Origin of the sequence: Aeromicrobium sp. REDSEA-S38_B2 (genome assembly GCF_001628525.1) — a bacterium.
Taxonomy (GTDB): domain Bacteria; phylum Actinomycetota; class Actinomycetes; order Propionibacteriales; family Nocardioidaceae; genus Aeromicrobium; species Aeromicrobium erythreum.
Map to the genome: position 1 here is coordinate 41,347 of NZ_LUNH01000022.1, position 23,506 is coordinate 64,852.

The 23,506-nt window shown below is 72.7% G+C and carries 23 protein-coding genes and 3 tRNA genes; 14 read left to right on the top strand and 12 right to left on the bottom strand.

What is annotated here, in order from left to right:
• Positions 1-92 precede the first annotated feature (92 nt).
• Complete coding sequence (locus tag A6Q81_RS05535) at positions 93-671, top strand: TetR/AcrR family transcriptional regulator (protein WP_144433659.1); 579 nt, start codon at positions 93-95, stop codon at positions 669-671.
• Positions 672-745: 74 nt separating this feature from the next.
• Here A6Q81_RS05535 and A6Q81_RS05540 read toward each other — a convergent pair whose 3' ends face one another.
• Complete coding sequence (locus tag A6Q81_RS05540) at positions 746-1,279, bottom strand: YceI family protein (RefSeq protein WP_067855111.1); 534 nt, start codon at positions 1,277-1,279, stop codon at positions 746-748.
• A 128-nt stretch (positions 1,280-1,407) separates the two neighbouring features.
• Between A6Q81_RS05540 and A6Q81_RS05545 the strand changes: the two genes are divergently transcribed.
• Positions 1,408-1,899 carry a MarR family winged helix-turn-helix transcriptional regulator gene (locus tag A6Q81_RS05545; RefSeq protein WP_286689791.1) on the top strand — a complete coding sequence of 164 codons (492 nt, stop codon included), beginning with the start codon at positions 1,408-1,410 and terminating at the stop codon, positions 1,897-1,899.
• Positions 1,900-1,977: 78 nt separating this feature from the next.
• Here the strand turns inward: A6Q81_RS05545 and ettA are convergent, their stop codons facing one another.
• The 4 genes from ettA to A6Q81_RS05565 form a co-directional block, all read right to left on the bottom strand.
• Positions 1,978-3,660 carry an energy-dependent translational throttle protein EttA gene (ettA, locus tag A6Q81_RS05550; RefSeq protein ID WP_067855106.1) on the bottom strand — a complete coding sequence of 561 codons (1,683 nt, stop codon included), beginning with the start codon at positions 3,658-3,660 and terminating at the stop codon, positions 1,978-1,980.
• A 67-nt stretch (positions 3,661-3,727) separates the two neighbouring features.
• Positions 3,728-5,389 (bottom strand): GTPase, encoded by a 1,662-nt coding sequence (locus A6Q81_RS05555; RefSeq protein WP_286689792.1) that lies wholly within the window; start codon positions 5,387-5,389, stop codon positions 3,728-3,730.
• The gene (locus A6Q81_RS05560) at positions 5,386-7,119 is read right to left on the bottom strand and encodes a dynamin family protein (RefSeq protein ID WP_286689793.1); all 1,734 of its coding nucleotides are present in this window, start codon (positions 7,117-7,119) and stop codon (positions 5,386-5,388) included. The genes A6Q81_RS05555 and A6Q81_RS05560 overlap by 4 nt, the downstream gene beginning before the upstream one ends.
• 97 nt (positions 7,120-7,216) lie before the next feature.
• Complete coding sequence (locus tag A6Q81_RS05565; protein ID WP_144433658.1) at positions 7,217-8,425, bottom strand: PrsW family intramembrane metalloprotease; 1,209 nt, start codon at positions 8,423-8,425, stop codon at positions 7,217-7,219.
• An 86-nt stretch (positions 8,426-8,511) separates the two neighbouring features.
• On the opposite strand from A6Q81_RS05565, the gene A6Q81_RS05570 reads away from it, so the two are divergent.
• Positions 8,512-8,585: transfer RNA gene (locus A6Q81_RS05570), tRNA-Arg, on the top strand.
• 77 nt (positions 8,586-8,662) lie between these two features.
• Here A6Q81_RS05570 and A6Q81_RS05575 read toward each other — a convergent pair.
• Positions 8,663-9,613: an aldo/keto reductase gene (locus A6Q81_RS05575; RefSeq protein WP_286689794.1), complete on the bottom strand. Its 951-nt coding sequence runs from the start codon at positions 9,611-9,613 to the stop codon at positions 8,663-8,665.
• A 35-nt stretch (positions 9,614-9,648) separates the two neighbouring features.
• On the opposite strand from A6Q81_RS05575, the gene A6Q81_RS05580 reads away from it, so the two are divergent.
• Both A6Q81_RS05580 and A6Q81_RS05585 read left to right on the top strand, forming a co-directional pair.
• Positions 9,649-10,041 (top strand): fluoride efflux transporter FluC, encoded by a 393-nt coding sequence (locus A6Q81_RS05580; protein WP_067855098.1) that lies wholly within the window; start codon positions 9,649-9,651, stop codon positions 10,039-10,041.
• On the top strand, positions 10,038-10,397 hold the full coding sequence (locus A6Q81_RS05585; protein WP_067855095.1) for a fluoride efflux transporter FluC: 360 nt from the start codon (positions 10,038-10,040) through the stop codon (positions 10,395-10,397). The genes A6Q81_RS05580 and A6Q81_RS05585 overlap by 4 nt, the downstream gene beginning before the upstream one ends.
• Before the next feature lie 49 nt (positions 10,398-10,446).
• On the opposite strand, the gene A6Q81_RS05590 is transcribed toward A6Q81_RS05585, so the two are convergent.
• Entirely contained in the window at positions 10,447-11,244 is a 798-nt protein-coding gene (locus A6Q81_RS05590; protein WP_286689795.1) for a DsbA family protein, read from the bottom strand.
• A gap of 150 nt (positions 11,245-11,394) precedes the next feature.
• On the opposite strand from A6Q81_RS05590, the gene orn reads away from it, so the two are divergent.
• The 3 genes from orn to A6Q81_RS05605 all read left to right on the top strand — a co-directional run bounded on the left by orn (position 11,395) and on the right by A6Q81_RS05605 (position 12,700).
• Positions 11,395-12,027 (top strand): oligoribonuclease, encoded by a 633-nt coding sequence (orn, locus tag A6Q81_RS05595; RefSeq protein WP_286689796.1) that lies wholly within the window; start codon positions 11,395-11,397, stop codon positions 12,025-12,027.
• A gap of 72 nt (positions 12,028-12,099) precedes the next feature.
• A tRNA-His gene (locus tag A6Q81_RS05600) sits at positions 12,100-12,175 on the top strand.
• 321 nt (positions 12,176-12,496) lie between these two features.
• The gene (locus A6Q81_RS05605; protein ID WP_067855085.1) at positions 12,497-12,700 is read left to right on the top strand and encodes a cold-shock protein; all 204 of its coding nucleotides are present in this window, start codon (positions 12,497-12,499) and stop codon (positions 12,698-12,700) included.
• Positions 12,701-13,240: 540 nt separating this feature from the next.
• On the opposite strand, the gene A6Q81_RS05610 is transcribed toward A6Q81_RS05605, so the two are convergent.
• Both A6Q81_RS05610 and A6Q81_RS05615 read right to left on the bottom strand, forming a co-directional pair.
• Positions 13,241-14,023 (bottom strand): DUF4097 family beta strand repeat-containing protein, encoded by a 783-nt coding sequence (locus tag A6Q81_RS05610; RefSeq protein WP_286689797.1) that lies wholly within the window; start codon positions 14,021-14,023, stop codon positions 13,241-13,243.
• On the bottom strand, positions 14,023-15,759 hold the full coding sequence (locus tag A6Q81_RS05615; RefSeq protein ID WP_286689798.1) for a glycerol-3-phosphate dehydrogenase/oxidase: 1,737 nt from the start codon (positions 15,757-15,759) through the stop codon (positions 14,023-14,025). The genes A6Q81_RS05610 and A6Q81_RS05615 overlap by 1 nt, the downstream gene beginning before the upstream one ends.
• A gap of 98 nt (positions 15,760-15,857) precedes the next feature.
• On the opposite strand from A6Q81_RS05615, the gene A6Q81_RS05620 reads away from it, so the two are divergent.
• The 6 genes from A6Q81_RS05620 (at position 15,858) to A6Q81_RS05645 (ending at position 20,050) form a co-directional block, all read left to right on the top strand.
• Entirely contained in the window at positions 15,858-16,430 is a 573-nt protein-coding gene (locus A6Q81_RS05620; protein WP_286689799.1) for a hypothetical protein, read from the top strand.
• Between the two features lie 46 nt (positions 16,431-16,476).
• On the top strand, positions 16,477-18,138 hold the full coding sequence (locus A6Q81_RS05625; protein WP_286689800.1) for a phytoene desaturase family protein: 1,662 nt from the start codon (positions 16,477-16,479) through the stop codon (positions 18,136-18,138).
• A gap of 49 nt (positions 18,139-18,187) precedes the next feature.
• Positions 18,188-18,263, top strand: a tRNA-Lys gene (locus tag A6Q81_RS05630).
• A 263-nt stretch (positions 18,264-18,526) separates the two neighbouring features.
• A complete protein-coding gene (locus A6Q81_RS05635) occupies positions 18,527-18,826 on the top strand; it encodes a TFIIB-type zinc ribbon-containing protein (RefSeq protein ID WP_286689801.1) in 300 nt (99 codons plus the stop codon).
• Between the two features lie 58 nt (positions 18,827-18,884).
• Positions 18,885-19,736 carry an NAD-dependent epimerase/dehydratase family protein gene (locus A6Q81_RS05640; protein WP_286689802.1) on the top strand — a complete coding sequence of 284 codons (852 nt, stop codon included), beginning with the start codon at positions 18,885-18,887 and terminating at the stop codon, positions 19,734-19,736.
• Positions 19,737-19,750: 14 nt separating this feature from the next.
• Entirely contained in the window at positions 19,751-20,050 is a 300-nt protein-coding gene (locus A6Q81_RS05645; protein WP_067861323.1) for a DUF503 domain-containing protein, read from the top strand.
• A gap of 4 nt (positions 20,051-20,054) precedes the next feature.
• Here the strand turns inward: A6Q81_RS05645 and A6Q81_RS05650 are convergent, their stop codons facing one another.
• From A6Q81_RS05650 to A6Q81_RS05660, 3 genes are read right to left on the bottom strand one after another with little or no spacing between them, the layout of a single operon-like run.
• The gene (locus A6Q81_RS05650; RefSeq protein ID WP_158509170.1) at positions 20,055-20,225 is read right to left on the bottom strand and encodes a hypothetical protein; all 171 of its coding nucleotides are present in this window, start codon (positions 20,223-20,225) and stop codon (positions 20,055-20,057) included.
• A gap of 59 nt (positions 20,226-20,284) precedes the next feature.
• Entirely contained in the window at positions 20,285-20,965 is a 681-nt protein-coding gene (locus A6Q81_RS05655; RefSeq protein WP_067855060.1) for a response regulator, read from the bottom strand.
• Positions 20,962-23,502, bottom strand: a complete 2,541-nt coding sequence (locus A6Q81_RS05660; RefSeq protein ID WP_286689803.1) for an ATP-binding protein — start codon at positions 23,500-23,502, stop codon at positions 20,962-20,964. Before A6Q81_RS05660 ends, A6Q81_RS05655 begins: the two co-directional genes overlap by 4 nt.
• Positions 23,503-23,506: the final 4 nt, after the last annotated feature.

A 23,506-nucleotide genomic window follows, 5' to 3' on the forward strand; every position in this document is an offset into this window, starting at 1 on the left:
TGCTCGGACGTGAAGTGACGCGCCAGTAGGTAAGCGCTTGCTTAGCGTGCCCGGCATGGGCCATGCTGTCAACCGACGAAAGGGACGATGTCATGACCGCCACAGCGCGCGAGCGGCTCCTGGAGGCCGCCGTCGAGGCGTTCGCCGAGAAGGGCTTCACGGCGACGACGACCCGCGACATCGCGGCGCGCGCCGGCATGAGCCCGGCAGCGGTCTACGTCCACCACGACACCAAGGAGTCGCTGCTCTTCACGGTCAGCATCGACGGGCACCGCTCGGCCCTGCAGGTCGTGGAGTCCGCCGACGACCCCGCCGCCGCCCCGCCCGAGCGTCTGCGGCGCTTCGTGCACGACTTCAGCGCCTGGCACGCGTCGCACAGCCGCGTCGGCCGCATCGTGCAGTACGAGTTCGACGCGCTGACCCCGGAGCACCGCTCCGAGGTGGCCGCGCTGCGTCGCGCCATCGAGCGCGTCATGCAGCGCGTGCTCGAGGCGGGCGTCGCCTCGGGCGACTTCGCCGTCGACGACGTCGTCGGCACCACCCGGGCGATCCTGTCGCTCAGCATCGACCTCGTGCGCTGGTTCTCCCCCACCGGCCCGCAGACGCCGCAGGACGTCGCCGAGCTGCACGCCCGCCTGGCGCTGCGGATGGTCCTGGCGCACGACGACTGACGGCGCCCACCCGAAAGGGTGGACGCCGCCAGAGGTGCTGTCGCAGTCGCGCTGCGCAGGGGTGCGGTGCGAGCTCAGGCCTCGAGCACGGCCTCCGCGTTGATCGTGATGGTGATCTTGTCGCCGATCATGACCTTGTCGCCCTCGAGCGGGATGTTGAAGTCGATGCCGAACTCCTTGCGGCTGATCTCGCCGGTGGCCTCGACGCCGACGCGCGTGCCGCCCCACGGGTCCTTGCCCTCGCCGAGGAAGTCGACGTCGAGCTGCAGGGGCTTGGTGACGCCCTTGATCGTGAGGTCGCCGTTGACGACGAAGGACTCGTCGGACTTCTGGACGACGCCGGTGCTGGTGAAGGTCATCTTCGGGTGCGTCTCGGTGTCGAAGAAGTCGCTCGAGCGCAGGTGGTTGTCACGGTCGGCGGTGCCCGTGTTGATCGAGGAGAGGTCGACCTCGACGCTGACCTTCGAGTCGCTGATCGGGTCGGCGCTGACGATCGAGCCCTCGAAGGTCTCGAACTTCCCGCGGACCTTGCTCATGATATGACGCACGGCGAAGCCGATCTCGGTGTGCGTGGGGTCGAGGTTCCAGGTGCCGGTGGTGATGCTCATGAGGTGTCTCCTGAAGTCGGGGTGCGGCTCGTGGTTGAGCCGTCAACGAGGAAGACGCTACCATGTAGTTGAAGCCTCAATCAACACCCTCTCCTGGACTGCCTCGCCACGAACCTAGGATGTGCCCCATGACCAGCGCCCCCATCGACGAGAACTCGGACACGACGCCCTGGCTCGACACCGAGCAGCAGCGGTGGTGGCGCTCCTACCTCGGCGGCTCGACGGTGCTCCTCGACCAGCTCGACCGCGACCTGCGCGCCGCGCACGACCTCTCGATGGCCGAGTACGAGATCCTCGTCCGCCTCTCCGAGGCCGAGGACCGCTCGATCCGCATGGCCGAGCTCGCGGCCGCCGTCTCGCACTCGCGCAGCCGCATCACCCACACCATCGCCCGACTCGAGCGTGACGGCATCGTGCGCCGCGCCGCGAGCTGCACCGACGGTCGCGGGGTGAGCGCCGTGCTCACCGACCACGGCCACGACGTGCTCGCCCAGGCCGCCCACACCCACGTGCGCGGCGTCCACGACTACCTCGTCGCACGCTGCAGCCGCGAGGACCTCGCCGCCGTCGGGCGGGTCCTGGAGGCCGTCCGCACCGGCCTCGAGGGTCGCGGCTTCTGACGTCGGGCCCCGCCTCGAGTCACCGACGCCCCTTCCTGAGCCAGGAAGGGGCGTCGGCGTCTCGCATGACGGGAGTGCTCAGTCGCGGGTGAGGCGACGGTGCGTGACGCGGTGCGGTCGCGCCGCCTCCTCGCCGAGTCGCTCGATCTTGTTCTCCTCATAGGACGCGAAGTTGCCCTCGAACCAGAACCAGCGGCCCGGCTCGTCCTCGGTGCCCTCCCACGCCAGGATGTGCGTGGCGATGCGGTCGAGGAACCAGCGGTCGTGCGACGTGACGACGGCGCAGCCCGGGAAGTCGAGCAGCGCGTCCTCGAGCGAGGACAGGGTCTCGACGTCGAGGTCGTTGGTGGGCTCGTCGAGCAGCAGCAGGTTGCCGCCCTGCTTGAGGGTCAGCGCGAGGTTGAGGCGGTTGCGCTCACCACCGGACAGCACACCGGCCTTCTTCTGCTGGTCGGCGCCCTTGAAGCCGAAGGAGGCCACGTAGGCGCGGCTGTTCATCTCGAAGTTCGCGACCTTGATGAAGTCGAGCCCGTCGGAGACGACCTCCCAGACGTTCTTGTCGGCGGCGATGCTGCCCCGGCTCTGGTCGGCGTAGGAGATCTTGACCGTCTGGCCGACCTCGAGGGTCCCTGCGTCGGGCACCTCGTTGCCGGTGATCATGCGGAAGAGGGTGGTCTTGCCGACGCCGTTCGGGCCGACGACGCCGACGATGCCGGCGCGCGGCAGCGAGAAGCTGATGTCGTCCCACAGCGTGCGGCCCTCGAAGCCCTTGCTGAGGCTCTTCGCGTCGAGCACGACGTCGCCGAGGCGCGGACCGGCGGGGATGTTGATCTCGCTCGTGTCGATCTTGCGGGCGCGCTCGGCCTCGGCCGCGAGCTCCTCGTAGCGGGCCAGACGCGCCTTGCTCTTGGCCTGACGGCCCTTGGCGTTGGAGCGGACCCAGTCGAGCTCCTTCTCCAGCATCTTGGCGCGCTTGGCGTCCTTCGCGCCCTCGATCTTGAGGCGCTCCTTCTTCGTCTCCAGGTAGGTGGAGTAGTTGCCCTCGTAGCCGTGGATGCGGCCGCGGTCGACCTCGGCGATCCACTCGGCGACGTTGTCGAGGAAGTAGCGGTCGTGGGTGACGGCCAGGACGGCGCCCGGGTAGGTCTTGAGGTGTCCCTCGAGCCACTGCACCGACTCGGCGTCGAGGTGGTTGGTGGGCTCGTCGAGGAGCAGCAGGTCGGGCTGCTGGAGCAGCAGCTTGCACAGCGCCACGCGGCGGCGCTCACCACCGGAGAGGTGGTCGACGAGCTCGTCCGGCGGCGGGCAGCGCAGCGCGTCCATCGCCTGGTCGAGGCGCGAGTCGAGGTCCCACGCGTTGACGCTGTCGAGGAACGTCTGCAGGTCGCCGGTCTCGGCCATGAGGGCGTCGTAGTCGGCGTCGGGCTCGCCCATCTCGGCGTACGCCTCCTCGAGGCGCTTCATCTTGTCCTTGACCTCCGAGACCGCCTCCTCGACGTTCTCCAGGACGGTCTTGCCCTCCGTGAGGGGCGGCTCCTGCTGGAGCATGCCGACGGTGGCCTCGGGGTCACGGACGATGTCGCCGTTGTTCGGCTGGTCGAGGCCGGCCATGAGCTTCAGGAGCGAGGACTTGCCCATGCCGTTCGGCCCCACGACGCCGATCTTGGCGCCGTGCAGGAACGAGAGGGTCACGTCGTCGAGGACGACCTTGTCGCCGTGGGCCTTGCGGACGTTGCGCAGGGAGAGAACGTAGTCAGCCATAGGGCACCCAGCGTACCGACGGCGGCCGACGTGCCGCGCCTCGCGGTGGTCCGCGACGTCCGCGGACTCAGCCCAGGGCGCGCAGGATGCCCGAGCGGTAGCGCTCGTAGCGGTCGAGCTCGGCCTGCAGCGGCGCGACCACCTTCTGCTCGGAGACCTCGGCGACGGCGCGACGCAGCGTCGCGTCGGCCTGCTGCGCCCGCCGCCGGGCACTCGCCCGCACGGCTGCCCGCGACAACGCGGCCAGCAGCACACCGCCGACCAGCCCGCCGAGGAGGAGCAGCAGCGGCAGCGACGTGCCTGCCACGACCGGCGCGTCACCCACCTGCCAGCCCACGAGGCCGCTGAGCAGCTCGACCGCTCCCCAGCCGACGCCGACGACGAGCGCCGCGAACGCGATCCACTGCAGCACGTCGACCGCGCGCCACCAGAACGGCGTGCGGGACAGGCCGAGGTCGATGCGGTCGACGGTCTCGTCGAGCTCGCGCACGACGTCGGCGCTCGTGCTCACCGACGCCTCGCGCACGGCGTCGCGCCAGGGTCGCTCGAGGCCGACGGCCGCCTTCTCGGAGATCTCGCGCACGGCCGACTCGGCCTGGGCGCGCTGGACGTGCCCGACCGAGGGCCGCACGGCACGCGAGAGCGAGGCGATGGAGCCGTCGGGGTCGATCCCGAGCTCGCGCAGCGGGTCCTTGCGCAGGCGTCCGACCCAGCGCAGCGGCGGCCAGCCGGTGTGGCGGCGCGCGGTGCGCAGCGTCGAGGCCTCCACCGCCTCGACGAGCTGCGGTGCGCCGACGCTGTCGAGCAGCGCGAGGTCGAGCGCCTGGCGGTCGATGTCGGTGATGCCCGGGATGTCGCTGCGGCCCCCGACCGTGACGATGCCCGCCGCCGACGCCGCGATGTCCTGCGCGAGGCGCTCCTTGGCGGAGGCCTTCGCGCGGATGCGGCGCGCGAGCTCGCGCTTGAGGTCGTCGACCCCGTCGCCGCGGTGCGCGGAGACGCCGAGGACCGGCACGCCCGGCAGACCCTCGCGGTCGAGGATGGCGCGCACGTCGCCCAGCGCCCGCTCCCGCTCGGAGAAGTGGATGCGGTCGATCTGGTTGAGCACGACGAGCGTGACGTCGCGGTAGGCCGCCATCGGCCGGATGTAGCGGTCGTGGATGGCCGCGTCGGCGTACTTCTGCGGGTCGAGGACCCAGATGAGGAGGTCGGCGTACTGGACGAGCCGGTCCATCTCGAGGTGGTGGGAGACCTCGGTGGAGTCGTGGTCGGGCAGGTCGAGCAGGACGAGCCCGTCGAGCTTCGTGTCGGCGGACGAGCGGTCGAGCATGCTCATGCGCGACACCTGGTGGCGCGCGGGGATGCCCATCCACTCGAGCAGCTCCTGCGCGCCGTCGGGTCCCCACGAGCACGCGAGGGCCCACGACGTCGTCGGACGGCGCACGCCGACGCCGGCGAGCTCGAGGTCGGTCAGGCAGTTGAAGAGCGAGGACTTGCCCGAGCCCGTGGCACCCGCGAGCGCCACGATCGTGTGCTCGCCGGAGAGCCGCAGCCGCTCCGAGGCCCGCTCGGCGAGCGCCGCGGCGGGGTCCAGCAGGGTGTCGTCGAGACGGCCCCGGGCGGCCTCGACCGCCTCGCCGAGGCCGTCGAGGCGGGCGGCGACGTCGTTGCGCTCGCCGCCGAACAGCGCCGAGGTCGCGCGCGCGACAGGTCCGGGGCGCTCGCTCATGAGGCGGTCTCTCCGTCCAGGAAGTCGATGTGACGTGCGTACTCGGCCCGGCGCGCGGCGTCGCGCAGCCGGGCCTGGGAGGCCTCGATCAGGGCGGGGTCGCTCACGAGGTCGAGGTAGCGCCGGCTCTCCGCCGTCGCGAGCGCCTCGACCGCGGCGACCAGCGACGTGTGGGCGCGCTCGGCGAGGCGGCGGACTGCCTGGTCGCCGAAGATCGCCTCGAGCAGCTTCTGGGCGACGACGGCGGTGCCGCCGGCGACGCCGACCTCGGCGCCGGTGAGACCCGCGGAGCCGCTGACGAACACCAGCACCATGAGCGCGACGCCGATGCCGTTGACGCCGAAGGCGAGGAACTTCGCGGTGAGGCGCTTGTCAGAGCCCTCGGCGCGGACGAGCTCGAGCACCTCAGCCTGCCAGTCGCGGACGAGGCGCTCGGCCTTGACGCGGACGTCGCGGGAGGCGCGGTCGAGACCGCGCTCGGAGGCGATCAGCGCACGGCCGGCTCCGACCGAGGACCAGGAGCGGTACACCGCCTCCGCGGCCGCCTCGAGCTGCTCCACGAGGAGGGTCTGCAGCCCCGACTCGACCGCCTCGCTGACCTCCGCGGAGCGGGTGCGCTTGCCGGTGACCTGGTCGACGAGCCGGTCGCGGATCCGGCTCACGCGCTCCTCGACGGAGCGCAGCAGCTCGCCGTTGCCGACGAACTCCTGCCAGCGGGTCAGCACCTCGCCGCGCATGACCGTGCCGTCGGCGGTGGCCCGGCGCAGCAGGTCGACCGCCTCGGCGTAGGTGCGGGTGGCGTCGTCGTGCAGCTGACGTGCGGCGGCGAGCTGCTCGTCGAGCCCGTCGGCGACGACGTGCGAGCGCAGCACGTTGTGGCGCACGGCGCCGTCGAGCGTGCCGAAGACGACGGCCGATCGACCCTCGGGGTCGGCCGCGAGGTCGCGCAGCCAGCCGCGGATCGGCTCGACGGCCTCGCGCGGCAGCAGGCCGTCCTCGCCGACCGCCGACTCCGGCACCGTGAAGAGCGGGGAGTCCGACAGCCCGCGCGACGTCATCATGCGCGCGAGGTGGCCTCGCACCTCCACGACCGCGTCGGCGTGCGTGCGGTCGAGGACGACCGCCACCGACGTGCTGCGCTCCGCGGCGCGCCCGAGGTAGTCCCACGGCACCTGGTCGGCGTAGCGCGCGGCCGAGGTGACGAACAGCCAGAGGTCGGCGGCCGCGAGCAGCTGCGTCGCCAGCTCGCGGTTGGCCGCGTCGATCGAGTCGATGTCTGGCGCGTCGAGGATCGCCAGGCCGCGCGGGACCCCCGTGGAGGGCGCCAGGCGCAGGGCGTAGACGTCGTTGGTGACCGCCTTGGTGCGGGGCAGCTCGGGCAGGATGCGGTCGGGCTGGAACCACTCCGCGTCGTCGGGGTGGTGCACCAGCACCGGCGAGCGCGTGGTCGGGCGCAGGACGCCGGACTGGGTGACCTGCTCCCCCACGAGCGAGTTGACCAGCGTCGACTTGCCGGCGCCCGTGGACCCGCCCACGACCGTCAACAGCGGAGCCTCGAGCTGCACGAGCCGCGGGATGACGTAGTCGGACAGCTGGTCGACCATCTCGGCCCGCGTGGAACGCACCTCGTCGACACCCGGGACCTCGAGCGCGAGGGGGGCCGCCGTGACGTCGGTGAGGAGCTTGCTCAGCGCTCCCAGCAGCTCGGCCGAGGCGTGTTCGCTGGGCACCGGTGCTCCTCCCGTCTCGACGTGTCGTTGCGGCTGTTCCGCGGGGTCAAGGGACACGGTAGTGGACTCTGCGTGACCACGGTGCGTCCGCGTCGCGTCACCGTCGGTGCGCGACGGGCAGGGGCGGGGGGAAGCGGAGCGCGGGTCGCAGCCCGTACATCGCGTCGAGCAGCGCGTAGGTGCGCTCGACGCCGTGCGGCTTCGTCTGGCCGCGCATGATCGCGTCGTGCAGGAAGGCCATCTCCGTGGCGAGGCGCTGGTAGCGGCGCACGATCCGCCCGGCCACGCGGCCGTGGTGACGGCGGGCGTGCCGGCGGGCCTGCTTGCGGTACCCGAAGCGCGAGAGGTAGGGGATCTCCGCCGGGTGGATCCAGCCGCGCTCGGCGACGTAGGACAGCGAGCGCTCGAGGGTCCGCACCTGGCGCGAGCGCGCGACGATCGCGACGACGGCGAGCGTGACGAACAGGACGAACAGCGCGACGTAGGTGAGCGCGAAGCCCACGCCCCCGAAGTACGACGCGGACCCGTTCCAGAGCCCGTGCAGGGCCATGCTGATCGCGAGACCGAGGGTGCCGACCAGCACCTTCAGCACCTTCGAGCGGATGCCGACGGCCAGGCCGAGCGCGATGCCGAACGCCGACAGGAAGAGCGGGTGGGCGAACGGGCTGGCGATCCCGCGGACGACGAACGTCCCGGCCGCACCCTCGGCGCCGGCGATCGGCACGTCGGGTCCGCCGGCGTAGCTGAGCGCGTAGTAGCCGATGTTCTCGACGAACGCGAAGCCCAGACCCACGAGACCGGCCACGATCAGGCCGTCCAGGAACCCGTCGATGATGCGGCGCCAGCGCAGGAACGTCAGGAGCAGGAACAACCCCTTGGCGGGCTCCTCGCTCGCCGGGGCGACGAACGTCGCCAGCTCCTTCTGCGTCAGGTCGGTCGTCTCCCCCAGCAGCACCTGGACGGCGAGCGCGATGCCGACCGCGCCGACACCGCCCCACACGAACGCGGCCACCTTGTAGCGACGCGGCTCCGGCTCGTAGCGGTCGAGCCACCAGTACACGAACCACAGCACCGGCAGCGGCACCAGCGCGTAGATGATGGCCAGGCGCGCGCCCTCGAGCGCCTCCGCACCCGCGGCGACCACGACGACCTCGACCAGGCCCAGTGCCACGCCGATGCCCGTGAGCACGATCAGCACGGTGCGTCCCCGCTGACGCGGACGCTCGACGTACCGGGGCATCCGTCGGGGGATCGTCCCGCGGCCCGCCACCTCCGGCGCGGCCTCCTGCGCGTGTGGCTGGCTCACCCCCCGGAGCCTAGGGGAACGCGTCGCCCCGCGCCCCACGGCACGCGTCACGTCCCCCCGATTCGGTGGCACTAGGGTGGGGGCGGGCCCCCGTAGCTCAGATGGATAGAGCAGAAGCCTTCTAATCTTCGGGTCGCAGGTTCGATTCCTGCCGGGGGCGCTCACACCGAGTCCTCCCCGGGTGCTCAGATCGAAGAGCAGAACCCCTTCTCATCCCCGCGTCACAGACTCGTCTCGTCACGCAGGGGCGTCGAGGGCGGCGAGCTCGTCGGGCGCGAGGTCGACGTCGGCGACGCGCAGGGCCGACTCGAGCTGCTCCACCGAGCTGACGCCGAGGATCGGACGCACCTCGGGCCGCGAGGCCAGCAGCCAGGCCAGCACGACGACCGACCGCGCCACGCCGTGCGCCTGTGCGACGTCGTCCAGCACCGCCAGACGTCGCTCCGTGCCCGGATGCCGGTAGGCCTGCGGGAACGGACGGTCGGGCCGGTCGTACGCGCCCTGCACGAGCGGCGAGTACGCCCACAGCTCGAGGTCGGGGTGCTCGCTGACGTAGTCGACGGTCTCGTCGGTGACGAAGCCGAACCGGTGGTCCTTGCCCTCCACCGCCGCGCCGGGCCGCGGGTGCACGTACGACGTCGTGAGCTGCAGGGCCGTCCACGGCTCGAGCCCGCGCGCCTCGGCGAGGGCTCGGCCCCGCTCGACCCGCCAGGTCGGGTGGTTGGAGACGCCCAGCCGTCGCACCGCGCCGGCGGCGACCAACGCGCCGAACGCCTCCACCGTCTCCTCCAGCGGCGTCCCCCGGTCCTCCCCGTGCGCCCAGTACAGGTCGATCACGTCGACGCCGAGGCGACGCAGGCTCGCCTCGCAGCCGGCTCGCACGACCTCGCCCGAGAGCCCCTCAACGGTGTGGCCGTCCGCGCGGGGCACGTCGAGCGGCTCGACACCGACCTTCGTGGCCAGCTCGACCCGGTCGCGACGCGACGGCTCCGCCGCGAGCCAGCCGCCGATGACGCGCTCGCTCGCTCCCCCGTGCCCGCTCGGGTCGACCCAGAAGGCGTAGCAGTTGGCGGTGTCGAGGGTGCGTCCGCCGGCGTCGAGGAAGCGGTCGAGCAGCGCCCGCGACGTCGCCTCGTCCGTCCGGGTGCCGAGGTACATGGTGCCGAGCACGAGCCGTGAGACGTCCATGGGACGAACCTATCCGCGGGTCGTAGAGTCCGAGCATGGCGACGACCTGGCCACGTCCGGACGCAGTGGCGCTGGTGGCCGCCGGCGGAGCGGTCGGCACGCTGGTCCGTTACGGCGTGGCCGCGTCCGTCGACCCGGTCGACGGACTGCCGGTCGGCATCCTCGGCGTCAACCTGCTCGGGGCGTTCCTGCTCGGCGTCCTGACCGCCACCGTCGCCTCGTCGCGCACCCGCCTGCTGCTCGGCACCGGCCTGATGGGCGGCTTCACGACCTACAGCGCCTTCGCTCTGGACACCCAGGGCCTGCTCGCCGACGGGCGACCCGCCGACGCCCTCGTCTACCTCCTGGCGACCGTCGCGGGCGGCTTCGCGGCGTCGGTGGGCGGGCTCGCCGTCGGCCGCGCCCTGCGGGTCCGGGGTGCACGGTGACAGGCGCGCTGCTCGCCGGTGCGGTGGCGGTCGCCGGCGGCGCGGGCTCGGTGCTGCGGCTGCTCGTCGACACCTGGGTCGGCCAGCGCTCGTCCGGGCGGTTCCCGTGGGGCATCGTCGCGGTGAACGTCACCGGGTCGTTCCTCATCGGGCTGGCCGTCGGGCTGCTCGACGACGGCGCCGCCCGGACGGTCGTGGCCACGGGGTTCCTCGGCGGCTACACGACGTTCAGCACCGCGAGCCTCGACTCCGCCCGCCTGGCGCTCCGCGGCCGGGGCGGCCGGGCCGTCGCCCACGCGGTGGGCACCGCCGTCGTGTGCGTCGCGGCGGCGTGGCTGGGCCTGCTGCTGACGTGACACGGCCCCCGCACCGAGGGTGCGAGGGCCGTGCGCGGGAGAAGCCGGGTCAGGCCTTGGCCTCCTCGACCGCCTTCTGGATCGTGGCGGGGCTGAAGTCGTCGAGCTTCTTGCCGTCGACGAACACCGTCGGCGTGCCGCTGATCTCGCGGTCGCTGTCCTGCGCGACCTCCTTGGCCTTGACGACCCACGGGACGAACTTCTCGGACTTCACGCACGAGTCGATGCCCGCGCCGGTGATGCCGAGGCTCTTGAGGTCCTCCACGAGCTTGGCGTTCTCGGGTCCGGCCGTGCCCTCCTGCGGCTGGTTGGCGTACAGGAAGTCGTGGACCTTGACGTAGTCGTCGACGCCGCCCGCGTCGAGGGCGCAGAGCGCGGCGTTGGTGGCGCGCTTGGAGTAGTCGTTGGTGCTGCCGCCGTTCTCGTCGAGGAAGGAGAACGGCTTGTAGGTGAGCGCGATCTCGCCGGAGGCCACCTGCTGCTTCAGCATCGGGCCGGCGACCTGCTCGAACTGCTGGCACACGGGGCACTGGAAGTCCTCGTACACCTCGACGCTGACCGGCTTGGCGTCGCCGGAGGCGGCGCCACCGTCGGAGGCGCCGCCGTCGGCGGACTCGGCGGCCGCCTGGTCGTAGACGATGCCGTAGTCCTTCGTGTTCTTCGGCGCGACGAGGTCGGTGCTCTTGGCGTTCTTGTCGGCCGTCGACTTCACGGCGTAGCCGCCGACGCCGACGAGGGCGATGACGACGGCCACGATCGCGATCGTGATGACGTTGCGCTGGCGCTTGTCGGCCTTCTCGCGCTCCTTGCGCATCTGCTCGGCTCGCTGCTTGCGGTCGTTGCTCACGTGGTCTGGCTCCTGTGCGGCGTCTGGGACAGGACGGGACGCGTGCGCCCGTCGTTCGAGGGGCACAACGAAGACCGCGCCCCGTCGGTTCCCTGGAAGGCTACCCGGGCTGGGCGGCTGGGGCTGTCACGGTGGCCTAGGGTCGGTCGCGTGAACGACAGACTGGTGTGGATCGACTGCGAGATGACCGGGCTCTCCCTCGAGACCGACGCGTTGGTGGAGGTGGCGGCGCTCGTCACCGACTACGAGCTCAACGTGCTGGGGCAGGGCGTCGACCTCGTCATCAAGCCCCCGGCGCAGGCGCTGGAGCAGATGAACGACGTGGTGACGCGCATGCACACCGCCTCCGGGCTGATCACCGAGCTCGAGGCCGGCACGACGCTGCGCGACGCCGAGGAGCAGGTGCTCGCCTACGTCCGCGAGCACGTGAAGGAGCCGCGCAAGGCGCCGCTCGCGGGCAACACGGTCGGCACCGACCGGACGTTCCTCGCCCGCGACATGGTCGAGCTGGAGGGCTTCCTGCACTACCGCGTCATCGACGTGTCGTCGATCAAGGAGCTCGCCCGCCAGTGGTTCCCGCGCGCCTACTTCGCGGCTCCCGCGAAGGCCGGGCACCACCGTGCGCTGGCCGACATCGCCGAGAGCATCGACGAGCTGCGCTACTACCGCCGCGCCGTGTTCGTCGGCGATCCTGGGCCGGAGACGGAGGCGGCCCGTGCGATCGCCGCCGAGGTCGCGGCCAGCTCGACCCTCGGCCGTCTGGAGGGCTCCGAGGAGTCGTGACGGGGCACCGGCGGGGCCGCGCGCGACGTGGGCTATGATCGTCCGCGTCGTGACGGCCTGCCGCCACGCATGGTGGGCGTAGCTCAGTTGGTAGAGCACCGGCTTGTGGTGCCGGTGGCCGCGGGTTCAAGTCCCGTCGTCCACCCCATGTGACCGAGGCGCGAGCCGCCCGAGGTGTCCACCTCGGCGCGGGTCGCGCCTCGTCCGTTCCCGGGCGGTCTGCCGCCGCCCTCACGGGCTCCGCGGATGCTGCGCCGACACCCGCGCGCCGTCCCCGACGGACCCGCCGGACGACGGGGTGTGTCGTCCTCGTCCGGACGTGTAGGGTGGGCGTTAGTTGTAGGCGTTTGTTGTGCCAGAAAGATCGAGCGCCCGGGTCCCCCCGGTCGCTCCAGCTTCTCCCGGTTGATGCGCGTCGCGACACCCGTCGCATGCGACACGCGCATGCGCACCACCGAAGGAGAAACATATGGCTACCGGAACTGTGAAGTGGTTCAACGCTGACAAGGGCTTCGGCTTCATCGCCCCCGACCAGGGTGGCGAGGACGTCTTCGCCCACTTCAGCGCCATCCAGGCGAGCGGCTACCGCTCGCTCGAGGAGAACCAGAAGGTCGAGTTCGACGTCGAGCAGGGCCAGAAGGGCCTGCAGGCGGCCAACATCCGCCCGCTCTGATCTCAGCTCGTCACCCTGACGAGTCACACGACGCCCCCACCGCGTGCGGTGGGGGCGTCGTCGCGTTCAGGGGCGGTTCTCGCTCGACCTGGGGCTGCGTTGGCGCGGCTTCTCAGTCGAGTGGGGCGGCGTCGGCGCGGCTTCGACTCGTCCTGCGCTCCGCAAGGGCCTCGACCGGGCGGCTGGAAGGGCGGCGGCTCGGGTTCTCGGGCTGCAGCTCGCGTAGGACGCAGGAATCTGCCTTCGCGCGCCTGAGGTCGAACACTTCTGCGTTGGTGACGGGATCCCGTGGCTAACGCAGAAGCCTCGGAGTCTCACGCACGAACGCCGATCCTTGCGCCCCCAGCAGGAGCCGCAGCCCGAGATCCCAGACCAGCGCGGCCGCCAGCCGCCCGGTCGAGGCCCTTTCGGAGACCACACCCGACGAAAGCCGAGGCAGCGCACCAGCAAGAAGAGACCCCCGGCAGCAGCGCACCAAGAAGACGAGACCCCCGCAGGCAGCGCACCAGCAGGTCGACGAGGAGCTGAGCCCGCAGCCCCCTACGACCCGTCCTGCTCGACCTCGACGTCGCCGGCCTGCGTCCTGACGCGCACGACGCGGGCGTCCTGCGCGTCGGTGGCGGGGATGGCGTCGTCGACCTCGCCGGACTCGCTGCGTGCGTCGACGGCGTAGGGCGTGCGTGTCTGCGGGAGGCCGAGGTCGACGTCGCCGCTGCCGGTGGCGACCTTGACGGCGAACGGCGGGCGGGCGAAGGTCGCCTCGACGTCGCCCGAGTTGCTGCGGACGGTGAGGTCCTGGGTGCGCAGCCGCTCGACCTCCACGTCGCCCGACCCGGTCCGCACGGCCACCGCCCCGTCGAGTCCCGAGACGTCGACGTCGCCGGACCCGGTCAGGAGGTCGACGGCCGTGCCCTCGGGCACCGTGATCGTCACGTCGACGCCGCAGCCCGGGCTCAGGAGGGGGCGGCACGCGGCCTCGAGCCGGGTCGCCCCGCCCACCCGCTCGACCTCGAAGTGCGTGTCGAACAGTCCGCTCGTCACGCGCGCCACGTACCGAGGCACCGTGACGTCGCCCTGCACGACCCGCACGTCGGTCGGCCCGGCCTGCAGCCGCAGGAGTCCGGAGCCCTCCAGGTCGAGCTCGCCGGTCTCGGTGCGGGTGTCGCCCCACAGGTGCGACGCGAGGGCGAACCCGCCGAGCACGAGGACGGCGAGGACGGCCGTGATGAGCACGGGGCGCAGCGTCCGCACGAGCGGCGAGGGTCCCGGGTCGTCCTCCAGGTCACCCACGTCGTCGAGGGCGCCCGGCGGCGGGTCGTGCATCACGGCGTGTCGGCGGTGGCGACCGGCACGACGTCAGGAGCCCCCATGCGGGCGGCGTCGGCCGTCTCGTCGTCGGGCATGGTCTGCGACTCGCGCTCGGCGGCGACCCGCTTGAGGTAGTGCTCGACCTCGACGTCGCGCTGCTCGCTCGTCCACCCGAGCGCGTCGCCCATGAGGTCGGCGACCTCGCGGGCCACCTCGGTGCCGCGGTCGAACGTCTCGATGGAGATGCGGGTGCGACGGGCGATGACGTCGTCGAGGTGACGCGCGCCCTCGTGGGTCGTGCCGTAGACGACCTCGGCGCGCAGGTAGTCGTCGGCGCCGCCGAGGGGCTCGCCGAGCGTCGGGTCGGTGGTGACGAGGTCGAGCACCTCGACGACGAGGGACCCGTAGCGTCGCAGCAGGTGCTCGATGCGCGCGACGGAGAGTCCGCTGTCGGCGGCCAAACGGTGCCGCTGGTTCCAGAGCGCCTCGAAGCCGTCGGCGCCGAGCAACGGCACGTCCTCGGTGCACGACGCCGGGACGACGCGGTCGAGCTGGCGGGTCATGCTGTGCACGGCAGCGTCGACGGCGTCCTTGGCCATCACCCGGTACGTCGTGTACTTGCCGCCCGCGATCACCACGAGGCCCTTGACGCTGGTGGAGACGGCGTGCTCGCGCGAGAGCTTGCTGGTGGCCTCGTCCTCGCCCGCCAGCAGCGGCCGCAGGCCCGCGTAGACGCCCTCGACGTCGGCGTGAGTCAGCGGCTCGACCAGCACGCGGTTGACGTGCTCGAGGAGGTAGTCGATGTCGTTGCGGCTGGCCGCCGGATGGTCCTTCGAGAGGTCCCAGTCGGTGTCGGTGGTGCCGATGATCCAGTGCCGGCCCCACGGGATGACGAAGAGCACGGACTTCTCGGTGCGCAGGATGAGCCCGCCCTCGCCGCGGATGCGGTCGCGCGGCACGACGAGGTGGATGCCCTTGGACGCGCGCACGTGGAACTGGCCGCGCTCGGCGGCCATCCCCTGCGTCTCGTCGGTCCAGACGCCGGTCGCGTTGAGCACCACCGACGCGCGGACGTCGAGCTCGCGCCCGGACTCGAGGTCCTTGAGGCGGGCGCCGACCACGCGACCGCCCTCGCGGAGCAGGTCGACGACGCGGGTCCGGCTGGCGACGTGCGCGCCGTAGGCGGCGGACGTGCGGGCGAGGAACATCGTGTGGCGGGCGTCGTCGACCTGGGCGTCGTAGTAGCGGAGCGCGCCGACGAGCGCGTCCTTGCGCAGGCCGGGGAAGATCTTGCGCGCCCCGCGGCGGGTGTGGTGGCGGTGCAGCGGCACGCCCTTGCCGTAGCCGGACGCCTTGCTCATCGCGTCGTAGAGCGCGACGCCGGACCCGGCGTAGAAGCGCTCCCAGCCGCGGTGCTGCAGCGGGTACAGGAAGGCCACCTCCTGCACGAGGTGCGGCGCGAGCTTCTGCAGGTTCAGCCCGCGTTCCTTCAGGGCCTCGGCGACGAGCCGGAAGTCGAGCATCTCCAGGTAGCGCAGGCCGCCGTGCATGAGCTTGCTGGACCGGCTCGACGTGCCCGACGCGAAGTCGCGCGCCTCGACCAGACCGACCGAGAGACCGCGGGTGGCGGCGTCGAGGGCGGCGCCGGCGCCGACGACTCCTCCCCCGATGACCAGGACGTCGAGCGGGGCGGCCTCCATCGCGTCGAGGGCGGCCTGACGGGCGTGGGGCGAGAGAGGGACGGGGCGCATGCCTCCAGTGAAACAGAGACCCCTCCACGACGCGTCCTGGGAGGCGCCGCGCCAGGGCGCTCGGCCTAACCCGGTGCCGCCTCCCTCGTTGTGCAGCCGTGGACGCGATACGACGGCACCCCTTCGTGGTGGTGGGGTTCCTGGCAGGGCTGGCCCTGCTGGCGGCCCTGCTGGTGCCGATGGGCGGGTCCGGCGCGGGCGGTCGCGACGCCGCAGCCGCCGACGACCAGGGCGTCGAGCGCCCCGGGCTGAGCCGTCCCACGCCGTCGCCGTCGATGTCGGCGGCCGCGTCCGACCCCGACGCGGAGCCGAAGGGGCTCGCTCCCCGCTCGGTGACCGGGTTGCAGGAGCCGGCCGGACTTCCCGGCAGCGGCGGCACCTTCAGCGTCCGCGCCCGGCGCATCACCCTGAGTGCGACGTCGAGCGAGCCGATCGGCGTCGTCGGCTACCTCGTGCCGACCAGCCGTGACCGACCGAGCGGCACGGCCACCGGCGTCGGGACGTCGTGGTCGATGAGCACGCTCGTGTACGGCCGACCCGACTACGCGCAGATGTTCATGCAGGCCGGTCCGAGCGGCGCGACGATCACGTGCACGATCACGGTCGACGGCAGGGTCACGGAGCAGCGCTCCTCGGCCGGGCCGTACGGGCAGCTGTTCTGCCAGGGCTGACCCCGACGCTGCGCGGGCGAGGCGTCCGTTCTGCCAGAGTGGCGCCATGACGAGCAGGTGGTTCACGCAGCCCGAGGGGTCGGGCTGGTACGCGCCGGCGTCCGGCGAGGTCACGGAGTCGCGGGAGGAGACGGCCGACGTCGTGGTGCTCGGTGGAGGCCACAACGCGCTCGTCGCCGCCACCTACCTGGCCCGGGCGGGCCTCGACGTCGTGCTGCTGGAGCGGCTCGACCACGTGGGCGGCGCAGCGGTCAGCGCCCGGACCTTCCCCGAGCACGACGCGCGGCTCTCGCGCTACTCCTACCTCGTCAGCCTCATGCCCGAGGCGCTCGTGAAGGAGCTCGGGCTCGACCTGGAGCTGCGCTCGCGCGGCACCGCCTCGTACACGCCCTACGAGCGTGACGGGGAGCCGCGCGGGCTGCTCGTCGAGACCGACGAGGGCGACGCCACGCGGGCGTCCTTCCGCGCCCTCACCGGCGACGACGACGCGTTCGAGGCCTGGCAGGCGTTCTACGGCGAGGTCGGCGGACTGGCCGCTGCCGTCGCGCCCACGCTGCTGCGGCCGCTCCCCCGGGTCGGCGACCTCGGGCCCGCCACCGGCCAGCCCGTCTGGACCGACGTCGTCGAGCGACCGCTGGGCGAGGCGCTGGAGCGTCGCTTCGCCGACGACGTCGTGCGCGGCGTGGTCGGCACGGACGGGCTCATCGGCACCTTCGCGTCGCTGCACGACCCGTCCCTGGTGCAGAACCGCTGCTTCCTCTACCACCTCGTGGGCAACGGGACGGGCGAGTGGCGGGTGCCGGTCGGCGGGATGGGTGCGGTGACCGGCGAGCTGGAGCGCGTCGCCCGTGAGGCAGGGGTGCGGATCCTGACCGGTGCCACGGTGACGCGCGTCAAGCAGCTCGAGGAGCACGAGGCGTGCGACTGCGGAGACCCCGGCGAGCAGGCCGGCGTCGTCGTCGACGCCGTCGACGACGACGGGCCCCTGCACGTCAGCGCCGCATACGCGCTCAGCGGTATCGCGCCGCACGCCCTCGACGCCCTGCTGTGGCCCGGCGACCAGGCCGGCGTGCCCCAGCCGTCCGGCTCCCAGCTCAAGATCAACCTGCTCGTCTCGCGCCTGCCCCGGCTCCGCTCCGGCGACGACCCGGCGGTCGCGTTCGCCGGCACGTTCCACGTCGACGAGGCCATGAGCCAGGTCGAGGCTCTCCATGCCGCGGCCGAGCGCGGGGAGCAGCCGTTCGCGTCGGGCGAGCTGTACTGCCACACCCTCACCGACCGGTCGATCCTCGGACCCGAGCTGGCGGCGACCGACGCCCAGACCCTCACCTGGTTCGGCCTGCACACGCCCTACGAGAACCTGCTCGACGCTGGAGCCGCCGAGCGCGAGTACCGGCGGTTCCTCACCGCCATCGACGCGTACCTCGCCGAACCCCTCGAGCCGCTCGTGCTCGGCGTGGAGGTCAAGACGCCCGCCGACGTCGAGCAGGCCCTCGCCATGCCCGGCGGACACATCTTCCACGGCGACCTCGCCTGGCCATGGCTCGAGGACGACGAGCCCGCCGACACCCCCGCCCAGCGGTGGGGCGTCGCGACCGCCCACGACCGGATCCTGCTGTGCGGCAGCGGCGCCCGACGTGGCGGCGCCGTGAGCGGCATCGCGGGCCACAACGCCGCCCACGCCCTGCTCGAGCTGCTCGGCCGCTGACCCCGATTTCGGCTCCCGGACCCCTGCTGGTAATGTTCTCTGAGCGCGAGCACCCCTAGCTCAATTGGCAGAGCAGCTGACTCTTAATCAGCGGGTTCACGGTTCGAGTCCGTGGGGGTGTACCAGACAGAAGGCCTCGACCACCACGGTCGGGGCCTTCTTCACGTCCAGCAGGACCGAACGCCACCCAGCCCCCAGAGCCCCAAGACCCCCTCGACACACCAGCCGACTCCTCATCAGCGGGTTCACGGTTCGAGTTCGTGGGGGTGTGCCAGACAGAAGGCCTCGACCACGACGGTCAGGGCCTTCTTCACGTCATGCGGGACCGGCCGCGGGCCAGGGGAACCGTCGCGGCGCGCGGCACGTTGTCGACGCAGGAGGTCCCACCATGAAGTGCCCCACCGACGGTTCCACCCTGACCATGAGCGAGCGCGCCGGCGTCGAGATCGACTACTGCCCCGAGTGCCGGGGCGTCTGGCTCGACCGTGGCGAGCTCGACAAGATCCTCGACCGCGCCACGGCCGACGCCCCCGCAGCCCCCGCGCCGCGCGACGAGCGTCGTCCTGAGCGCGACCGGGACGACCGGTACCGCCCTGACGACCGCTACCGCTCCGACGACCGGTACCGCGACGACCGCTACCGCAAGCCGAAGAAGAAGGAGCACTGGCTCATGGAGATCCTCGGCTGAACCGTCCACGGAGCGGACACGCCGGAACACCGAACGGACCGTCACGGTTGACGACCCCATGAAGATCCTGCTCACCGGGGGAACCGGGTTCGTGGGTGCAGCCGTGCTGCGCCGCCTCGTCGACGACGGCCACGCCGTCACCGCCGTCGTCCGGAGCGAGAGCTCCGGGCAGACCGTCGCCGCTGCGGGCGCCACGCCGCTGCAGGGCGACCTGTTCGACAACGCCTGGCTGGCGGCGCAGCTGCGCGAGCACGACGCCGGCGTGCACACCGCCGCCCCCGGCGACGAGACGTCCGCGACCATGGACGACGCCGTCGTCGACGCCGCGGTCGAGGCCTTCGGCGGCACCGACAAGCCGTTCGTGCACACCGGAGGGGTCTGGACCTACGGCTCCGGCGCCGACCTCGACGAGGAGACGCCGTACGACGCGCCCGCCATCACCGCCTGGCGCCAGGCACGCGAGGACCGGCTCCTCGACTCCCCGGTCCGCGCCACCGTCGTGCAGCCCGGCATCGTGCACGCACCGGGCCAGGGCATCGCCCAGCAGCTCGTGGCCGCACCCCGCACCGGCGAGGGCGCACTCGAGCTGATCGGCTCGGGCGAGCAGCACTGGACCACGATCCACGTCGACGACCTGGCCGACCTCTACGCGCTGGTCGTCGCGAGCGGCTCCGGCCACGGGCGCCTGCTCGGCGTCAGCGGCCACTCCCCCAGCGTCCGCGACCTCGGGCTCGCGCTGGCCGACGCCGTCGCGGGCACCTCGGTCGAGACCGTGCACGAGAGGCTCGGCGAGGCCTTCGGCGACGCGCTGCTCCTCGACCAGCAGGCCAGCGGCGCCAAGGCGCGCTCGTTGGGCTGGCAGCCCACGCGGCCGACGCTCGTCGAGGAGCTGCGGGCCGCCCGCGCCTGAGCGCCGTGGCAGCCATGTGGGTCGGCTGGCTCGAGGCCGAGCTGCTCCTCGGAGACGTGCACACGCTCAAGCAGAAGCGCGCGGTCGTGCGACCCGTCGTGGCCGAGCTGCGACGCGCGCTCGACGTGTCGGTGGCCGAGGTCGGCCATACCGACCTCTACCGACGCACCGTCGTGGGCGTGGCCCTGACGTCGGGCGACCACGCCCACGCCGACGCGCTGCTCGACCGAGCCGAGCGGCTCCTCGCCTCGCGGCCCGACGTCGACCTGCTGTCGGTGCGTCGTCGGCTCGTGCGCAGCGACGACCTCGACTGAGCCGTCACCCGACGACGACACGCGCCGTGAGGGCCACCGCCCCGACCACGGTCGTCACGCCGGCCGCCAGCCACGCGCCGCCGAACCGCTCCAGACTCTCCTGCAGCGTGTGCGGAGGTCGCGGCTCGTCGGCGGGTGCGGCGGGGACGGGACGGTGGTCGGGTGCGGCGGTCATGCTCAGAGCCTGCGCCCGGGACGCGTCAAGGATCCAGCGGGCGTCACGTCAGGATCGCGTCAGGACAGGTCCGACAGCAGCCGGTAACCGAGCCCGGGATCGGTGATCAGCATGCGCGGGTGCGCGGGGTCGTCCTCGAGCTTGCGACGCAGCTGCGCGAGGTAGACCCGCAGGTAGTGCGTCTCCCGCTCGTAGGTCGGCCCCCACACCTCGGTCAGGAGGGTGGTCTGGCGCACCAGGCGTCCCTGCGCCCGCGCCAGGACCTCCACGATCTTCCACTCCGTCGGGGTCAGGTGCACCGGCTCGCCGGCCCGGGTGGCCCGCCGGTCCTCGACGTCGAGCACCAGGTCGCCCACCGTCACGACGGGCGCCCGCGAGGGCGCGGCCCGACGTAGCGCCGCCCGGACGCGCGCCAGGAGCTCCTCCATGCCGAACGGCTTCGTCACGTAGTCGTCGGCCCCGAGGTCGAGCGCCTCCACCTTGTCGTCGGACTCGTGCCGCGCAGACAGCACGACCACGGGCACCTGCGACGTCTCGCGGATCCGCCGCAGCACCTCCGTGCCGTCGAGGTCGGGCAGGCCCAGGTCGAGCAGGACGACGTCGGGCACCCGCTCGGTGAGCGACTGCAGCGCGGACCGGCCGTCCGCCACCGTCTCGACCTCGTAGCCCCGCGCGCGCATCGCGATGCCCAGGGTCCGCAGGATCGCCGCGTCGTCGTCGACCGCCAGCACCACCGTCATGCGTCGTCGCCTCCCGTCGTCAGCGTCATGGAGCCCTCCCGGGGCAGCTCGACCACGAGCGTGAGCCCGCCGCCGGGGGTGTCCTCGGCGGTCAGACGTCCGCCCATCGCCTCCGTGAGACCGCGGGCGACGGCGAGGCCGAGCCCGACCCCGGCCCCGCGCGGGACGTCGCCGAGACGCTGGAACGGCTCGAACATCTGCGCTCGGCGGTGCTCCGGCACACCGGGTCCTCCGTCGACCACGCGCACCACGACGTGCTCGCGCGTGGCGGTCGCGTCGACCCGCACCGTCGAGCCCGCCGCGTGCTTGTGGGCGTTCTCGACGACGTTCGCGAGCACCCGCTCGAGCAGCGCGGTGTCGGCGCGCGCCTCCGGGAGGTCGTCGGGCACCTCGAGCACCGTCGGCGTCCCTGCGGCGGCCCGCTGGGCCACCGACAGCACGTCGACGGGCTCCGCACGAGCCACGACCGCCCCGGTCTGCAGCCGGCTCATGTCGAGCAGGTCGACCACGAGCGCGTCGAGCCGGTCGGCGCCGTCCTCGATGGTCTCGAGCAGGTCGGCTCGGTCCTGGTCGGACCAGTCGACGCCGGGGTCGCGCAGGCTGCTCACCGCCGCCTTCACCGCCGCCAGCGGCGTCCGCAGGTCGTGGGACACGGCGGCGAGGAGCGCCGTGCGCGTCCGGGCGGTCTCCGCCAGCACCCGTCGCTCGGCCTTGAGCGCCACGGCCGCGCGGCGCTCCAGCAGCACCGTCGCGTGGGCGACGACGGCCGCCAGCAACGGCTCCTCCACGGCCTCGGCCGCCGACCCCCACAGCACGAGTACGTGCTCGTCGCCCACCGGCACCGTCCGCTCCGGACCCGACGTCACGCCGTGCTCCCCCAGCACGCGGCCGTCCGTCGTGCACAGCTGGGCGCCGTCGACGCCGAACAGGTCGACGGTCGTGCGCAGCAGACGCCGCAGGTCGTTCCCCGCGTGCACAAGCTGGTGCGCCAGCACGCTCAGGCTGTCGGCCTCCGCCCGGGCCCTGCCGGCCAGCCCGGCGAGCCGGGCCGCGCGATCGACGACGAGAGCGACCGACATGCCGACCGCCACGAAGAGGACGACCGCCACCGCGTTCTCGCCCGTGGCGATGCGCAGCGTCTGCACGGGAGGCGTGAAGAAGTAGTTCAGGACGCCGCCGCTGACGAACGCGGCCACGACGGCCGGGCGCAGACCACCCACCAGGGCGGTGCCGATGACGAGCACCATGAACAGCATGGCCTCGGTGGGCAGACCGTGGAGGTCGCGGGTGGCGAGCAGCAGACCGGCCAGCACGAACGGCCCGAGCAGCGCCACGGCGAAGCCCGCCCACGTCCGACGTCGTCCGAGCGCCGACTCCTCGCGCACCCTGGCCTGGCGCCGTCGGGCCTCGTCGTGCGTGACGATGTGCACGTCGATGTCGCCGGACTCGGACACGATCGTCTCGCCGATGCCGGGGCGCAGCAGCGTCGACAGCCGCCCGCGCCGGCTGGCCCCGATGAGCACCTGGGTCGCGTTGCGGGCGCGCGCGAAGTCGAGGATCGCGGCCGCGGCGTCGTCGCCGACCACCGTGTGGAAGCTGCCACCCAGCTCCTGCGCCGTCGTGCGCAGCTCCTCGAGCCGGTCCGGGCCGGTCTGGCGCAGGCCGTCGCCGCGCGACACGTACAGCGCCGTCCAGGGCGCCCCGCCGTCGCCCGACGGACCCGAACCGCGCGAGGCGATCCGCGCGGCGCGCCGCATCAGCGGCTCCGACTCCGGGCCACCCGTGACGCCCACGACGATCCGCTCGCGCGTCGCCCACGTGGCCTCGATCTCGTGACGCGCCCGGTAGCGCTCGAGGCCCTCGTCGACCCGCTCGGCGAGCCAGAGCAGGGCCAGCTCCCGCAGCGCGGCGAGGTTGCCCTCGCGGAAGAACTGCGACAGCGCCGCGTCGACGCGCTCGGCCGGGTAGACGTTCCCGTGGGCCAGGCGGCGGCGCAGCGCCGACGGGCTCATGTCGACCAGCTCGATGGCCTCCGCCGACCGCACGAACGCATCGGGCACGGTCTCGCGCTGGCGGACGCCGGTGATCGCCTCGGTGACGTCGTTCAGCGACTCCAGGTGCTGCACGTTCACGGTGGTGACGACGTCGATGCCGGCCGCGAGCAGCTGGTCGACGTCCTGCCAGCGCTTCACGTGCCCCGATCCTGGCGCGTTGGTGTGCGCCAGCTCGTCGACGAGGCACACCTGGGGCGCTCGGGCCAGCACCGCGTCGACGTCGAGCTCGGTCAGGGTCGTCGCGCCGTGCTGGACGGTGCGCCGGGGCACCACCTCGAGCCCGCCGATCCGCTCCTGCGTCAGCGCCCTGCCGTGCGTCTCGACGACCCCCACCACGACGTCGGTGCCGCGCGCTGCTCTGCGGCAGCCCTCGTCGAGCATCCTGTACGTCTTGCCGACGCCGGGCGCGGCGCCGAGGTAGACCCGCAGGCACCCGCGCCCGTGCTCGGGCGCGGCGTCGCCCCGCGTCTGGACCGTGTGCACGACG

What these genes read in the sequence shown, in the direction of transcription:
- A6Q81_RS05655 (WP_067855060.1), bottom strand. Translation starts at nt 20,965, where the DNA reads ATGACGGTGGTGCTGGCGGTCGACGACGACGCGGCGATCCTGCGGACC.
- A6Q81_RS05635 (WP_286689801.1), top strand. Translation starts at nt 18,527, where the DNA reads ATGAAGTGCCCCACCGACGGTTCCACCCTGACCATGAGCGAGCGCGCC.
- A6Q81_RS05555 (WP_286689792.1), bottom strand. Translation starts at nt 5,389, where the DNA reads ATGAGCGAGCGCCCCGGACCTGTCGCGCGCGCGACCTCGGCGCTGTTC.
- A6Q81_RS05610 (WP_286689797.1), bottom strand. Translation starts at nt 14,023, where the DNA reads ATGCACGACCCGCCGCCGGGCGCCCTCGACGACGTGGGTGACCTGGAG.
- A6Q81_RS05535 (WP_144433659.1), top strand. Translation starts at nt 93, where the DNA reads ATGACCGCCACAGCGCGCGAGCGGCTCCTGGAGGCCGCCGTCGAGGCG.
- A6Q81_RS05540 (WP_067855111.1), bottom strand. Translation starts at nt 1,279, where the DNA reads ATGAGCATCACCACCGGCACCTGGAACCTCGACCCCACGCACACCGAG.
- A6Q81_RS05650 (WP_158509170.1), bottom strand. Translation starts at nt 20,225, where the DNA reads ATGACCGCCGCACCCGACCACCGTCCCGTCCCCGCCGCACCCGCCGAC.
- ettA (WP_067855106.1), bottom strand. Translation starts at nt 3,660, where the DNA reads ATGGCTGACTACGTTCTCTCCCTGCGCAACGTCCGCAAGGCCCACGGC.
- A6Q81_RS05625 (WP_286689800.1), top strand. Translation starts at nt 16,477, where the DNA reads ATGACGAGCAGGTGGTTCACGCAGCCCGAGGGGTCGGGCTGGTACGCG.
- A6Q81_RS05605 (WP_067855085.1), top strand. Translation starts at nt 12,497, where the DNA reads ATGGCTACCGGAACTGTGAAGTGGTTCAACGCTGACAAGGGCTTCGGC.
- A6Q81_RS05615 (WP_286689798.1), bottom strand. Translation starts at nt 15,759, where the DNA reads ATGCGCCCCGTCCCTCTCTCGCCCCACGCCCGTCAGGCCGCCCTCGAC.
- A6Q81_RS05545 (WP_286689791.1), top strand. Translation starts at nt 1,408, where the DNA reads ATGACCAGCGCCCCCATCGACGAGAACTCGGACACGACGCCCTGGCTC.
- A6Q81_RS05575 (WP_286689794.1), bottom strand. Translation starts at nt 9,613, where the DNA reads ATGGACGTCTCACGGCTCGTGCTCGGCACCATGTACCTCGGCACCCGG.
- A6Q81_RS05640 (WP_286689802.1), top strand. Translation starts at nt 18,885, where the DNA reads ATGAAGATCCTGCTCACCGGGGGAACCGGGTTCGTGGGTGCAGCCGTG.
- A6Q81_RS05580 (WP_067855098.1), top strand. Translation starts at nt 9,649, where the DNA reads ATGGCGACGACCTGGCCACGTCCGGACGCAGTGGCGCTGGTGGCCGCC.
- A6Q81_RS05645 (WP_067861323.1), top strand. Translation starts at nt 19,751, where the DNA reads ATGTGGGTCGGCTGGCTCGAGGCCGAGCTGCTCCTCGGAGACGTGCAC.